The organism is Stenotrophomonas sp. YJH_SMC_10 (assembly GCF_059371555.1).
On record NZ_JCAFUS010000001.1, the window covers coordinates 569,130 to 582,785 of the forward strand.

General features: G+C 61.1%; 12 protein-coding genes and 2 pseudogenes. All 14 read left to right on the plus strand.

From position 1 onward, the window contains the following. The first annotated feature begins 38 nt into the window (after positions 1–38). The 14 genes and pseudogenes from AC5P9C_RS02600 (at position 39) to AC5P9C_RS02665 (ending at position 13,610) form a co-directional block, all read left to right on the plus strand. Positions 39–1,094 carry a VirB8 family type IV secretion system protein gene (locus tag AC5P9C_RS02600; protein ID WP_154351044.1) on the plus strand — a complete coding sequence of 352 codons (1,056 nt, stop codon included), beginning with the start codon at positions 39–41 and terminating at the stop codon, positions 1,092–1,094. Further along, a complete protein-coding gene (locus tag AC5P9C_RS02605; RefSeq protein ID WP_032954280.1) occupies positions 1,091–1,870 on the plus strand; it encodes a TrbG/VirB9 family P-type conjugative transfer protein in 780 nt (259 codons plus the stop codon). Before AC5P9C_RS02600 ends, AC5P9C_RS02605 begins: the two co-directional genes overlap by 4 nt. Continuing rightward, complete coding sequence (locus AC5P9C_RS02610; protein ID WP_164687891.1) at positions 1,867–3,120, plus strand: TrbI/VirB10 family protein; 1,254 nt, start codon at positions 1,867–1,869, stop codon at positions 3,118–3,120. The genes AC5P9C_RS02605 and AC5P9C_RS02610 overlap by 4 nt, the downstream gene beginning before the upstream one ends. A 14-nt stretch (positions 3,121–3,134) precedes the next feature. Next, a complete protein-coding gene (gene virB11 / locus AC5P9C_RS02615; RefSeq protein WP_099495541.1) occupies positions 3,135–4,178 on the plus strand; it encodes a P-type DNA transfer ATPase VirB11 in 1,044 nt (347 codons plus the stop codon). A gap of 3 nt (positions 4,179–4,181) precedes the next feature. Beyond that, positions 4,182–4,659 (plus strand): annotated as a pseudogene (locus tag AC5P9C_RS02620) (lytic transglycosylase domain-containing protein); the annotation flags it as partial. A gap of 579 nt (positions 4,660–5,238) precedes the next feature. Then, positions 5,239–5,643: a TrbC/VirB2 family protein gene (locus AC5P9C_RS02625; RefSeq protein ID WP_014647573.1), complete on the plus strand. Its 405-nt coding sequence runs from the start codon at positions 5,239–5,241 to the stop codon at positions 5,641–5,643. Further along, positions 5,636–5,944, plus strand: coding sequence for a VirB3 family type IV secretion system protein (locus tag AC5P9C_RS02630; RefSeq protein ID WP_005417227.1), 309 nt, complete (start codon positions 5,636–5,638; stop codon positions 5,942–5,944). Before AC5P9C_RS02625 ends, AC5P9C_RS02630 begins: the two co-directional genes overlap by 8 nt. Positions 5,945–6,024: 80 nt before the next feature. Continuing rightward, on the plus strand, positions 6,025–8,466 hold the full coding sequence (locus tag AC5P9C_RS02635; RefSeq protein ID WP_164687893.1) for a VirB4 family type IV secretion/conjugal transfer ATPase: 2,442 nt from the start codon (positions 6,025–6,027) through the stop codon (positions 8,464–8,466). Then, complete coding sequence (locus tag AC5P9C_RS02640) at positions 8,463–9,290, plus strand: hypothetical protein (RefSeq protein ID WP_240908224.1); 828 nt, start codon at positions 8,463–8,465, stop codon at positions 9,288–9,290. Before AC5P9C_RS02635 ends, AC5P9C_RS02640 begins: the two co-directional genes overlap by 4 nt. A gap of 52 nt (positions 9,291–9,342) precedes the next feature. Next, the gene (locus tag AC5P9C_RS02645; RefSeq protein ID WP_414610661.1) at positions 9,343–10,497 is read left to right on the plus strand and encodes a TrbL/VirB6 family protein; all 1,155 of its coding nucleotides are present in this window, start codon (positions 9,343–9,345) and stop codon (positions 10,495–10,497) included. Positions 10,498–10,565: 68 nt separating this feature from the next. Further along, a complete protein-coding gene (locus tag AC5P9C_RS02650; protein WP_080053036.1) occupies positions 10,566–11,069 on the plus strand; it encodes a DUF4189 domain-containing protein in 504 nt (167 codons plus the stop codon). A gap of 208 nt (positions 11,070–11,277) precedes the next feature. Then, positions 11,278–11,907 (plus strand): annotated as a pseudogene (locus tag AC5P9C_RS02655) (type IV secretion system protein); the annotation flags it as partial. A gap of 224 nt (positions 11,908–12,131) precedes the next feature. Next, the gene (locus AC5P9C_RS02660; protein ID WP_414613564.1) at positions 12,132–12,476 is read left to right on the plus strand and encodes a DUF4189 domain-containing protein; all 345 of its coding nucleotides are present in this window, start codon (positions 12,132–12,134) and stop codon (positions 12,474–12,476) included. 597 nt (positions 12,477–13,073) lie between these two features. Then, a complete protein-coding gene (locus AC5P9C_RS02665; RefSeq protein ID WP_019660284.1) occupies positions 13,074–13,610 on the plus strand; it encodes a hypothetical protein in 537 nt (178 codons plus the stop codon). Positions 13,611–13,656: the final 46 nt, after the last annotated feature.

Genomic DNA, 13,656 nt, shown 5'->3' on the forward strand with positions numbered 1-13,656 from the left:
GCCACGCCCATTGATGTTTCAGCAGTACGGAAGAATCCATGTTCCGCAAGAAGGATCCCGGCAATAGTCCCAAGGTCGAGCAGTCGGTCGCCAAGGCGGTCAGCTACGAGATCACCGTGGCCGACATGGCACGCCGCAGCGAGCGGCGCGCATGGTGGGTCGCCACAGGTTCGTTGCTGATGTCGCTCGCACTGGCGGGCGGCTACTACTACATGCTGCCGCTGAAGGAGAAGGTGCCGTTCCTGGTGATGGCCGATGCCTACACGGGTACGGCGACCGTCGCGCGGTTGAGTGGCACCTTCCAGGGCGAGACGATCACCACCAACGAAGCGATCAATCGCAGCAACGTCGCCCAGTACGTGCTCGCGCGCGAATCGTATGACTCGGCGGTGATGGGCCTGCGTGACTGGGAGCTGGTGTTCGTGATGTCGAGCAGCCCGGTTGCTCAGAGCATGCGTATGCGATACGCAGGAAGTAACCCTCAGAACCCGTTTGTGATGTACGGCCGCGAAAAGGCCATTCGGGTCAAGATCCTGAGCATCACGCCGTTGGGGGCTGAGCCGAACGGCAGCTTCCGCGGTGCGTCGGTGCGCATCCAGCGCAGCCTGTTGGACAAGCGGACCGGAGCATCCAGCTACCTTGACAACCAGTTGGTGACGATGCGCTTCGAGTACAACCAGAACCTGGCGTTGTCCGAACAAGATCGCATCCTCAATCCGCTGGCCTTCCAGGTCACCGAGTACCGCGTCGACAACGACTATTCACGTGGCGTGCCGGTGCCGGATGACGGCGCCATGCAGGCGCAGGCGCAGCAGGCTGCACAGGCGGCGCAGCAGGCACAGGGTGTCTACGATCCCAACAATCCGGCCGCGGCCACCATGATCGACCCGGCCACCGGCCAGCCGGTCGCGGTGCCAGCCAACGGCCAGGTACCGGGCCAGGCAATGCCCGGACAGCCTGTACCGGGCCAACCGATGCCGGGTCAGCCGGTGCAGGGGCAAGCAATGCCGGGGCAGGCCATGCCCGGACAGCCGGCCATGAGGCCGGCGCAGAACAATTCCACCGGAACTGCTGATGGAGCAAGCAACCGATGAGTAGTCGAAATATCAGGGGAAGCGCGCTGGCGCTGCTGTCGATGTTGTCGTTGCTGTTCTCAGCAGCGGCGATGGCGCAGGCGGTGGACCACTACGAGTACGAGAAGGACCGTATCTACCCGGTTCGCACCGGCCTGGGCCTCACCACCCAGATCGAGTTGAGCCCGAACGAGAAGATCCTCGACTACAGCACCGGCTTCAGCAGCGGCTGGGAACTGACCCGTCGCGAGAATGTGTTCTACCTCAAGCCGAAGAACGTCGACGTCGACACCAACATGATGGTGCGCACCGAGACCCATTCCTACATCTTCGAACTGAAGGTGGTGGCCACCGACTGGCGCCAGCTGGAGCAGGCCCGTCGTGCAGGCGTGCAGTACAAGATCGCCTTCGTCTATCCCAACGACACCGTGTTCGGTGTCGCCCAGGAAGCGGTGGAGGAAGAGGCCAAACCGCTGTTGAGTTCGGAACTGGCCAAGGACCGCCAGTACAACTTCAACTACTCCTATTCGACCAGCAAGGCGAAGAAGATGGGGTGGCTGATCCCGGTCAACGCCTATGACGATGGCCGTTTCACCTACCTGAAACTGCCGAACTCGCCGGAGTACAAGACCGGCATCTTCCCGGCCGTGTTTGGTCGCGAAACGGAATACGGTGAAGACTTCGTGGTCAACACCACGGTTGAAGGCAATACGCTGATCGTGCACGGGACCTACCCGTACCTGGTCATCCGCCACGGCGACTTCGTCGTCGGCCTGCGAAGGAACGTGAAGAAATGAGCCAGCAGAACACTCCCGGAAACGACCCGAACAACGGACGCGACGAGAGCCAGAGCCCGTACGGCGCACAGGGTGCCGCGGACGCGCCGTCGAATCCTTACTTCGGCACGGCCCAGGCCGAGCCGGCGCCGGATCTTGACGCGGCCGCGCCGCAGCTGCGCTCGGCCGAAGAGCAGCGGCTGAACCGAAAGGCGCTGCTGTTCCTCGGTGGCATCGTGCTGCTGCTGATGGCAATGGGCTTCCTGCTGTTCCGCAAGGGGCAGGATGATGCGACCGAGCAGAACAAGCCGCGGGAAGAGGCGCGTGCGACGACACCACAGCTGCCGAGCGTGGGTACCGCAGCTGATCCGGCGCCGCCGGTGGCTGCTGCCGATCCGATTCCGATGTTGCCGCCTGCGCCCCAGCAGGAAGTGCCCATGCCCGGTTTTCCGTCGGCGAGTAGGCCACAAGAAGATCGCGGGCCGACGTTGATGGACCGGCGCATGGGCGGCGGTTCCGGGGTAGGGGGGGGCGACGCGGGCGCGTCGTCCGGCAGCCAGAACTCTGACTACAACCAGGCGATGATCGCTGCCATGCAGGCGGCAGCAAATCCTCAGGCCCAGCCGCAGAAGGTCCGTCGTGGCCCCGACGTGGAAAATGTCTCCAATGCCGCCTATATCCGTAGCCCTGACGCGCTGCTGGTTCGTGGCACGTACCTGAGATGCGTGCTGGAAACGCGGATCATCACCGACGTGGCCGGCTACACATCGTGCCTGCTGACCGAGCCGGTGTACTCGATCAATGGGCGCAGCCTGCTGCTTCCGAAGGGCTCCAAGATCTATGGCTCCTACGGCGGTGGTCCGATCGGCAAGCGGGTGGAAGTGATCTGGGATCGCATCACCACGCCGAATGGCATCGACGTGGCCATGTCCAGCCCTGGTACGGACGGCCTGGGCGGGGCAGGACATCCTGGCCAGTACAGTGCGCACTGGGGTAGCCGTATCGCGTCGGCGCTGATGATCAGCCTGATCGCAGACGCCTTCAAGTACGCCGCAGCCGAGCACGGTCCAGAGTCGACAACGGTCGCCAGCAACGGCTTTGCCGTGCGCTCTCCCTACGAGAGCGCAACCGCTCGCACCATGGAGAGACTTGCCAATGAGGCGCTCAGCGAGCGCCGTCCGCCAACCGTCACGATCAACCAGGGCACGATCGTGAATGTCTACGTCGCCAAGGACGTTGACTTCACCAACGTGCTGAACCCCCGCCGGTAACCCAACGAACGATCATGGACGCCGAAGTGTCACCCCTCGCCCTCGTCTCCAGCGATTTCCTGCGCTATCAGTACGAAGTGCTGGGCATCGCCGAGTACATGACCTCTCCGGAAGTGACGGAAATCTGCATCAACCGTCCCGGCGAGCTGTACCTGGAAACCCGGGCGGGATGGCAGCGGGTGGAGGTGCCGAGCCTGACGTTCGAGCGGGCCCGGCAGTTCTGCACGGCGGTGGTGAACGAGAGCAACACCGGCCAGCGCATCACCGATGCCGATCCGGTGGTGTCGCTCACGTTCCCCACCGGCCAGCGTGCGCAGTTCGTGATTCCGCCGGCCTGCGACGCTGGCAAGGTGTCGATCACCATCCGTCTGCCGTCCAAGCACACCAAGTCGCTCACGCAGTATCACGAAGATGGATTCTTCAATCAGATCCTCGAAACCGATGGCAGCATCAGCGAGCAGGATCGCGAGCTGCTGGAGCTGCGCCATTCGCGCGAGTACGCCGAGTTCTTCCGGCGTGCGGTGATGTACCGCAAGAACATCGTGGTATCCGGTGCGACCGGTAGTGGCAAGACCACCTTCATGAAGGCGTTGGTCAACCATATCCCGGACAACGAGCGCCTGGTCACCATTGAGGACGCGCGCGAGCTGTTCCTGACCCAGCCCAACGTGGTGCACCTGCTGTATTCCAAAGGCGGGCAGAGCACCAGCAATGTGACGGCCAAGAGCTGCATGGAAGCCTGCCTGCGCATGAAGCCCGAACGCATCATCCTCGCCGAGCTGCGCGGTGACGAGGCGTTCTACTTCATCCGTAACTGCGCGTCCGGCCACCCAGGGTCGATCACCAGCTGCCACGCCGGTAGTCCGGAACAGACCTGGGACCAGCTGGCACTGATGGTGAAGGCTTCGGCCGAGGGTTCGGGCCTGGAGTTCAACGTCATCAAGCGGCTGTTGATGATGACCATCGACATCGTCGTGCATATCAAGGCGCATGCCGGTTCGCGCTACATCACCGGCATCGACTTCAATCCTGGGCGTGCCCAGGGGCAGGAGGGCTGAAGGATGCTGCCAGGACTGGAAATGATGGCGTGCCCGGAGATGGCCGTATCGATGGAGGTGATGCAGCACGTCATCAACGTCGAGTCATCGCGCAATCCCTACGCCATCGGTGTGGTGGGCGGTGCACTGGTGCGCCAGCCCAAGGCGCTGGACGAAGCGCTGGCGACGGTACGGATGCTGGAAGAGAAGGGCTACAACTTCTCGATCGGGCTGGCCCAGGTCAATCGCTACAACCTGGGCAAGTACGGGCTGGATTCCTACGAGAAGGCCTTCCAGCAGTGCCCGAACCTGCAGGCCGGTTCGCGCATCCTCGCCGAGTGCTACAAGCGCTCCGGCGGTGACTGGGGCAAGTCGTTCAGTTGCTACTACTCGGGCAACTTCGAGACCGGCTTCCGTCATGGCTACGTGCAGAAGATCTACGATTCGATCCGCCGCGGCCAGCAGGTCGCCAGCAATGGTGTCGCACCGATCGACGTGGTCAGTCGCGGTGAGCGCCGTGCAGTGAAGGTCGAGCACCATCCGCAGCTCGCTTCGCCGGCGCAGGCGCGCATCGTTGCGCAGTCCAATGGCCCGGTGTACGTGCCGTCGGAAGATCCCGCACGCGCCTATGTCGTGTACCCGTCCACCGGTGCGATGGCGCGGGGCAGTCTGCTGAATCTCGCCGACCAGGCGCTGTCCAAGGTGGTGCTGGGTTCAGTGGACAGGATGATGCAGCCCCAGGCGCAGCCCAGCCAAGGGCCCGCCTATCCCCAGCAACAGGCCGGTGGCATGCCGCAGCAGCTGCCTCAGCAGGGTGCTGCGCAGGCGATGGCCATGCCGCAGCAGTTGCCGGGCGCTGCCGGTGCCAGCAATGAGGGGCCCGTGATGCTGCGGCCCTGGAGCGAGCGCAACCAGCCTGTGGCGGGTGCCGACAATTCGTACAACGCGCCGGTGCAGCCCGCACCGGTGCAGCAGATTCCCGCAGGGGATGCGGCCTTCGTGTTCTGACGAAGTCGTGGTGCGGCCAGTCCCCCGGCTGGCCGATTCAGTTGTGTTAGTCCATCAACAAGGAAATCAATCCATGAAGCGATCCAATCTCGACCTCGTCCAGGCCCAGCGCACGCTGAAGACTCTGCTGATGGCCACCCTCTTCGTTGGTGCGCTGTTCGCTCCGGAGGTCTTCGCCAATCAGGGCGGCGTCAATTATGGTGGCACCGAGAAGAAGGTATGTGGCTTCTTCGACAGCATCAATGGTCTGCTGAACATGGCCTCGATCGCCGTGGTGACCATTGCCGTCATCTTTGCCGGCTACCAGATTGCTTTTGCGCATAAGCGCATTGGTGATGTGGCTCCGATCCTGATCGGTGGCGTACTGATCGGTGCCGCTGGCCAGATCGCACGTATGCTGCTGGGTGACGACTATGGCACCTGCGAGGGCAAGACCTCCATGCTGATCCAGCAGGCTGTCCAGTACTACAGTGCATAAGAACGTCGTCTTCCGCGGCTGCACACGTCCGGCAATGTTCCTGGGCGTTCCCTACCTGCCATTCTTCATGGTGGCAGGTGGGTTGCTGCTGCTCAGCATGTACACGAACTTCTGGTTCCTGCTCACCATTCCGGTGGCGGTCTTCATCATGCGGCAGATGGCCAAGCGTGACGAAATGATCTTCCGCCTGTTGGGTCTGCGCCTGCTGTTCAAGCTGAAAGTCCGCAACGTGCAGGAACACGATGGTATGTGGGTGTTCAACCCCAACCATTACCGCGACAAACCGGCCCGAATGGATTGAGGTCCGGATCCGGCCCGCGGGCGCAAGCGTCCGTCGGGTCTGTTGAAACTTCTTGGCAGTACCTCTTTGGAAGCAGTCGTATGTTCAGCCCTGACACCTCCATCAGTGAGTTCATTCCCCTGTCGACGCATGTCGCCCCGAACGTGGTCAAGACCACGGGCGGCGACTACCTGTTGACCTGGTACCTGGAAGGACTGCCGTTCGTTGGTCGCGAGGAATGGGAGCTGGAGCACCGGCACAATACGTTCAACCGCCTGCTGCAGACGCTGAGGGCGCCGGATTTCGTCAATGTCGCCTTCTGGGTGCACGACATTCGCCGTCGCCGTACGTTGAAAGGCAAGAGCCACTACAGCCAGCGCTTCAATCAGGATGTATCCGACCAGTACATGGGCATGCTGTCCGCCCAGCGCATCATGCAGAACGAGCTGTACCTCACCATGATCTACCGCCCGGTCGTGGCCGGGAAACGCTTCGTGGAAAAGTCGGCGAATGTCGAGCGCTTGCAGGCCGAGCAGGAGCAGGCCATCGAGAAGCTGATGGAACTGGCCGGCAACGTCGAGGCCGTGATCCGCGATTACGCGCCGTATCGCCTGGGCATGTACGAGGCCAAGAACGGCGTGGTGTTCTCTGAAACGCTGGAGCTGTTCGGCTACCTGATCAATCGCATCGACGAGCCGGTCCCGGTGCTGTCGGCACCGATCAAGGACTATCTGCCGGTCAGCCGGCACATGTTCTCGGCCAAAACCGGTGACTTCGTCATCAACACCCCTAATGGTGCCAACCACTTCGGCGCCATCTTGAACATCAAGGAGTATGCCGAAGGGACTTACCCGGGCATCCTCAACGGCCTGAAGTACCTGGACTACGAGTACGTCATCACCCATTCGTTCAGCCCGATGGGGCGTCAGGACGCGCTCAAGGTGCTCGACCGCACCAAGGGCATGATGATCTCCTCCGGTGACAAGGCAGTCAGCCAGATTGTCGAGCTGGACCAGGCGATGGACCAGCTGTCGTCGGGCAATTTCGTGCTGGGCGAGTACCACTTCATCATGGCAGTCTACGGCGACAGCCAGGCCAAGCTGTCGCAGAACGTGGCCACGACGCGCGCCGAGCTGTCCAATGCCGGTTTTGTGTCGACCAAGGAAGATCTCGCGGTTACCTCGTCTTTCTACTCGCAGCTGCCGGCCAACTGGCGCTACCGCACCCGCCTGGCCAATGTCAGCTCGCTGAACTTCCTGGGCCTGTCGCCGCTGCACAACTTCGCGACCGGCAAGCAGCACAACAACCCGTGGGGCGACTGCGTCACCACGCTGCAGACCACCAACGGCCAGCCGTACTACTTCAATTTCCACGCGACCCATCCGTCGGAGAACTCGCTGGGCGAGAAGGCGATCGCCAACACCATGGTGATTGGTAAGTCCGGTACCGGTAAGACCGCGCTGATCAACTTCCTGCTCAGCCAGGTTCAGAAGTACGAGCCGTCACCGACCATCTTCTTCTTCGACAAGGACCGTGGTGCGGAGATTTTCGTGCGCGCCTGCGGTGGTAACTATCTGGCCCTGGAGAACGGTGCGCCGACCGGGTTCAACCCGTTCCAGTGCGAGAACAATGAAGCCAACGTCCAGTTCCTGGCCGACCTGATCAAGGTGCTGGCCGGCAAGCGTGAGTACAGTGCGCGCGAGGAAGAGGACATCTACCGCGCAGTGGAAAGCATGCTCGATACGCCGATGCACCTGCGCAGCATGACCAACTTCCAGAAGAGCCTGCCCAACATGGGCGACGATGGGCTCTACGCGCGCATGCGCCGCTGGACTTCGGGCAACTCGCTGGGCTGGGTCTTCGACAATCCGGTCGACACCGTTGACCTGAGCAGGGCCAATATCATCGGCTTCGACTACACCGACATCATCGACAATCCCGAAGTGCGCGTGCCGGTCATCAATTACCTGCTTCACCGCTTGGAGTCGCTGATCGACGGCCGTCCGCTGATCTACGTGATGGACGAGTTCTGGAAGATCCTGGACGGCGAGGGTGGCCTGAAGGAATTCGCGAAGAACAAGCAGAAGACCATCCGTAAGCAGAACGGTCTGGGCATCTTCGCGACGCAGAGCCCGGAGGACGCGCTGAAGAGCGATATCTCCGCCGCGCTGATCGAACAGACCGCCACGCTGATCCTGCTGCCGAACCCGAACGCCAGCAAGAGCGATTACATGGATGGCCTGAAGTTGACCGAGGCCGAGTTCAAGGTGGTTACCGCGCTCGACGAGCGCTCGCGCTGCTTCCTGGTCAAGCAGGGCCACGCATCGAGCGTCTGCCAGCTGAACTTGCGCGGCATGGACGACATCCTGTCGGTGATCTCAGCCTCGACCGACAACATCGACATCATGCACCGAGTGTTGCAGACCGCTGCGGTCCGTAACCGGATTACCGTGGATGAGCTTACGCCGGAACAGTGGCTGGAAGACTTCTACAAAAATCGAAAAGGGTCCGGGAAGCGGGCCGAGAAGGAGGAGACGGCATGACGACGCTCGCTCATACGAACAAGGAAACTGCCATGACAACTGAATTCCGCCGCACTCCGATGCGACGCAGGCGCTTCGCGCCGATGATGGCCGCAGTGTTGACCCTGGGCATGACCATCAGCACGGGCACCAGTCCCGCGCAGGCGATGACGGTCTATGACCCGTTCAACTGGATCATGAATTTCATGCAGGAGATGAAGGCCGGTCAAGAATATCTTCAGACTGCGCAGCGTTGGAGTGAAACGGCTCAGCAGTACTCCAAGACCATCGACAACTGGATGTCCAAGCTCCAGAACTGGACCCAGATCATTGCTTCCCCGCTGATGCCGCCGACTCCCGCGCTGACGAAGATTCCCGAGAACTGGAACGTGGCCGAGAAGTGCGGTGGCGATTCCATGATCAGCATGAATGGTCTGATGGCAGTGCTGAACATGAGCCCGGGCGGTGACATCGGCGCGCAGCAGCGTGCGATCTGCTCTTACATCCAGGTGCTTGAGAACAAGAAGTACAACGAGACTGTCGAGGTCGTGCAGATGTCCATGCCGGCGATGGAGCAGATGCTTCAGCAGCTGCGTCGGATCCGCAACGCGTTCAAGAATGAAGGCGCACTGCAGGAGGATATCTCCAACAATACGGCAACCTCGGTCGAGCTTGAGAAGGCCTTCAAGAAGTGGGAGACCACCATCAAGGTCTACGACCAGCAGATCGCTGCCTTGCAGGGGCGGCAGAAGAATCTGGCCGAGCGTGCGTTGCGGGGCGAGCGGAACCCGATTGGAAGTGTCATCAAGGCCGGCGCGCTGAAGGCCGCGCTCTCCACCAAGTGAATCACGTGCGCAACGCACTCCAGCAGGGCCCCGACGCGGGGCGGGTGATGTGATGAGTCAGGGAATGATGCACGGTATGGTGTTCAATGATCTGTTGCACGGCACGTTGTTCGCCTCCGTGGGCGACTTCGTCTTCTTCCGGCTGATCCTGGAATATCTGCGCGAAGAGATCACCAATTTCGGCAACGGTATCCTGAGCCGGATGATGACCTGGGTCGGCACGATGGCCCTGGTGCTGATGACGCTGTGGGTGCTCATCCAGGGCTTCCGCATCGTGACTGGGCGAAGCCGTGACTCGATGGCTGCGTTGATGACGAATATGGCACGGGCGGCACTGATTGTTACGGTCGCTACGTCGATGGCCATGTTTGGGACCAAGCTGCAGAACTTCCTGACTGGCGATGTGCAGGACCAGATCACCTATATCGTGACCGGAAAGAAGTCGACCGCCGAGGAACTGATTGACAAGAACCTGGGTTATATGCAGCTGGCGCTCACGTCGGTGAGTGTGCTGGATGTTGCCGGCGACGTAACGCTGGATAGCGCAAAGACCCGTGCGATGTGGTTCATTGGGCTGGGCACCGGCGGACCAGCCGTTACGGCGGGCGCCATGCTATTGCTGTACCAGATCGCAATGTCATTGTTCATTGGTTTTGGTCCGCTGTTCATCCTCTGCCTGCTGTTTGAGCAGACAAAGTCCCTGTTCCAACGATGGTTGTTCTATGGCATCGGCACCATGTTCTCGATGGCGGTGTTGGCTGCGATGACCGGCATTGCGATGGAGATGGTGGCGCGCGTGGCGGCTTCGTTCTGGGGTGCGTCTGCGCTGGGTGCACTGCTGGGGTCGAACCTGACCGAGGGCATGAGCAGCATGGCGCTGCAGCAGGGCGGTATGGGCCTGATCCTGACGACGCTGATCCTGACTGCGCCCCCAATGGCTGCGATGTTCTTCCAGGGTACCCTGGGTACCTTCATGGCATATTCGCAGATAGGTGGTAGCGCCGTGCCGACCTCGCCGGGTCCAAATGGGCAGCCGCCGGGTTCTAGTGGGTCGGGGGGTATGTTTACGCCTCCGGCGCCAGCTTCGAACTCAAGTACCGGTGTGTTGGCCAACCAGAGTGCGACACCTAGACTCCAAGGTCAGGGCGAAGTGCAATCTACTTCAGGCCCAGGTTTGCGGGGCAATGCTCCCTCCGGCAACACTTGATTGACCAAAATTGTCGTCAATGGAATCCCGTCCTCATGAAATCCGTGTTGCCTGCATTGATGGTCCTGATGGTTGGAACTGCTTGGAGCATTGATTCCGCCTTGGCGGAGGGGAATTGTCCGCCTGGCTTCTATCCTATAGGTGGCCAAGGGGTGCAGGGTTGTGCGCCGATTCCCGGGGCAACTGGCGGTGGTACAACCGCCCCTGTTTCACCGCCTCAACCTTCCGGTGAGTGGATCACCACTTGGGGAGCGATTGCCACCTCCAAGCGCACTTCCGATGCTGGTGTATCCACTGGTCAGCGAAAGAAAAGTGGCGCGGAAAAAGAGGCGCTTGGCAAATGTTCCTCGGCGGGTGCAAAGGACTGTCAAGTGGTGCTTGCCTACTTCAATCAATGTGCCGCGTGGGTGGTGCCAAGTGGACAGACGGGGCGGGGAGGTTCTGGCATAGGAAGAGGGCCAACACTTGAGCTGGCGGAGCAGGAGGCGCAGAAGGGCTGCACAAATGACGAAGCTGGGGCCTGCAAGGTCTTTTACACTGACTGCACAAAGCCCATATTCAGGACTTACTGAAACAGTAGAATTGAATCTGTTCTGAGGACCTCGGGACTCTACATATGAAGCGTCAGATCTCGTGCTTCGGGGAGGAGACAGCTTTGTGTGCGGATGATTTGATGGCTGAACCTCTACTATATTGAGTCGCAATCACTTCGGTGAGCCAGCGGAAGTTGTTGGAGATGTACTCAGACGAGGTCAGCGCGTGTCGCGGACAGATCATCGGCTTGGTAGCGGTGGACCGGCCGATACAGCAGGCGCATGCTGTTGCTGTACCGGATCGCAAGGTCATTGCTCATTGGTTTAGGTCCGCTGTTCATCCTCTGCCTGCTGTTTGAGCAGACGAAGTCCATCTTCCAACGCTGGTTGTTCTATGGCAACGGCTCCATGTTCGATGGCGGTGTTGGCCGCGATGGCCGGCATTGCCATGGAAATGGTGGCGCGCGTGGCGGCTTCGTTCTGGGGCGCGTCTGCGCTGGGTGCACTGCTGGGGTCGAACCTGACCGAGGGCATGAGCAGCATGGCGCTGCAGCAGGGCGGCATGGGCCTGATCCTGACGACGCTGATCCTGACTGCGCCCCCAATGGCTGCGATGTTCTTCCAGGGCACCCTGGGTACCTTCATGGCAGATTCGCAGATAGGTGGTAGCGCCGTGCCGACCTCGCCGGGACCGACTGGGCAGCCGCCGGGTTCTAGTGGGTCGGGTGGTATGTTTACGCCTCCCGCGCCAGCTTTGAACCCAAGTACCGGTGTGTTGGCCAACCAGAGTGCGACACCTAGGCTCCAAGGTCAGGGCGAAGTGCAATCTACTTCAGGTCCGGGTTTGCGGGGCAATGCTCCCTCCGGCAACACTTGATTGACCAAAATTGTCGTCAATGGGATCCCGTCCGCATGAAATCGCTGTTGCCTGCATTGATGGTCCTGATGGTTGGAACTGCTTGGAGCATTGATTCCGCCTCGGCAGAGGGAAATTGTCCGCTTGGCTTCTATCCAATCGGAGGACAGGGTGTTCAAGGGTGCGCTCCGATTCCTGGTGCCAATACCGGGGCGACGGAGCGGGGGGGAGCTTCGAAACCACGGATGCGCTACGCGGATCAATGGGGGGCCATAGCGTTTTCCGAGACTACGAGCGACGCGGGTGATGTGGTCGGTCGCGATAGCGAGGCTCTGGCTGAGTCCGAGGCCTTGCGACAATGTGGTAGGAATGGGGCGCGTGACTGCAAGATGATCCTGAAATACAGAAACCAATGCGCCGCTTGGGTGATGCCCTCGGAGAATAGAGTGGCTGCTGCAGGTGGTTTGGGGACTGGTTCCTCGGAAGTTCTCGCAGTGGTGGCGGCCAAAAAGAACTGTGTCGATCCATCCCAGAAGGGATGCCACGTCGTATACAGTGCGTGCAGTCTCCCCGTTTTAGTGAGAGGGTGAGCTACAGCGTTGAAGAAGTTTGGCCGGCAAGAACGCTGTGACCTGTCGAGTCCTGGTACGTCCACAGGTGTGTTTGCGGACACGGCAGGAGCTCCCTGCTTGTGATTGGTCTTCAGGGTGACTGAGCAGAACGTACCTCGAGGCATCCGTTAGAGAGGGTCCTGCGGGCTCTGATTCAGTTCCAGATCAGACTGACATTGATTCTTGTGAAAGCCGCCGGCCAGTTCCGTTGGGCTTTGCACACTCAATCCGTTCCGGCTGCTATCAGCCTTCGATTCGGCAACTAGTCGCGCTAACCGCACTTTTTTGTGATCAAGTGCGCTTTTCATCCCAAGCCCCCTTCGACGAGCCCCGCCTCCTCGAAGTAAGCTGCGTGCGCGTCAAAATCCCGACGCGCCGGTGCCATCGAACGCAGGAGCTTTTCCGTCCATGAGGACTGTGTCCCCCCGCAGTGCGGGTGACGCTTGCCACCATCGCGGTTGCCGTGGGCTCGGGGCTATCATCCGCCATGGCGGCCGCCGGGCACGTGCGAGGCATCGCCCCGTTTCCGGCCTCCGCTCGGGAACTGGCAAGACGGGATTGAAGGAGTTGCAGGGGATGGAGAAGGGGAGTGGCACGCACATGGACAATGCCCTGGCGTTCGTTCCGTCCGGCGCGAACCTGCTGGAAGCTGTACGCGGCGATCTGACCGGCAATGGTTTCCAGGACCAGCTCCTGGTGATCGACCAACCTCCTCCGGAGGGCTTGCTGCCCGGCGAGCACGGACCGAACCGGGTTCTGCTGTTGCTGCTGGGTGATGCCACGGGCCGCTGGCAGCTGGCGGCACGCAACGACAAGCTGGTGCCGTGCTCAACGCGCGGTGGCATGGCCGGTGATCCCTTCGCCTACGTGACGATTGAAGACGGCGCGTTCAGCGTGATCACCAACGGCGGCAGCCGCGAACGCTGGAGCAGCGTCTACACCTTCCGGTATGCACCTGCCGAGCAGGCGTGCTGGGTGCATGGCGTGCAGCGCAAGGTGGTGGACACCGAAACCGAAGCGACCCACACGCGCGATTTCTCCGCGGCCGAGCTTGGCCGGGTGCGGTTCGAGGATTTCGATCCGTCCGTCGTCGCCGACGTGAGCTTGCCCTGAGTGCCATGCCTGTGAGGAGGCGGGAGTATCCAACGATGATCGAGCA

Coding starts and splice junctions, on each gene's coding strand:
- AC5P9C_RS02600 (WP_154351044.1), top strand. CDS start 39: ATGTTCCGCAAGAAGGATCCCGGCAATAGTCCCAAGGTCGAGCAGTCG.
- AC5P9C_RS02605 (WP_032954280.1), top strand. CDS start 1,091: ATGAGTAGTCGAAATATCAGGGGAAGCGCGCTGGCGCTGCTGTCGATG.
- AC5P9C_RS02610 (WP_164687891.1), top strand. CDS start 1,867: ATGAGCCAGCAGAACACTCCCGGAAACGACCCGAACAACGGACGCGAC.
- virB11 (WP_099495541.1), top strand. CDS start 3,135: ATGGACGCCGAAGTGTCACCCCTCGCCCTCGTCTCCAGCGATTTCCTG.
- AC5P9C_RS02625 (WP_014647573.1), top strand. CDS start 5,239: ATGAAGCGATCCAATCTCGACCTCGTCCAGGCCCAGCGCACGCTGAAG.
- AC5P9C_RS02635 (WP_164687893.1), top strand. CDS start 6,025: ATGTTCAGCCCTGACACCTCCATCAGTGAGTTCATTCCCCTGTCGACG.
- AC5P9C_RS02640 (WP_240908224.1), top strand. CDS start 8,463: ATGACGACGCTCGCTCATACGAACAAGGAAACTGCCATGACAACTGAA.
- AC5P9C_RS02645 (WP_414610661.1), top strand. CDS start 9,343: ATGAGTCAGGGAATGATGCACGGTATGGTGTTCAATGATCTGTTGCAC.
- AC5P9C_RS02650 (WP_080053036.1), top strand. CDS start 10,566: ATGGTTGGAACTGCTTGGAGCATTGATTCCGCCTTGGCGGAGGGGAAT.
- AC5P9C_RS02660 (WP_414613564.1), top strand. CDS start 12,132: ATGCGCTACGCGGATCAATGGGGGGCCATAGCGTTTTCCGAGACTACG.
- AC5P9C_RS02665 (WP_019660284.1), top strand. CDS start 13,074: ATGGAGAAGGGGAGTGGCACGCACATGGACAATGCCCTGGCGTTCGTT.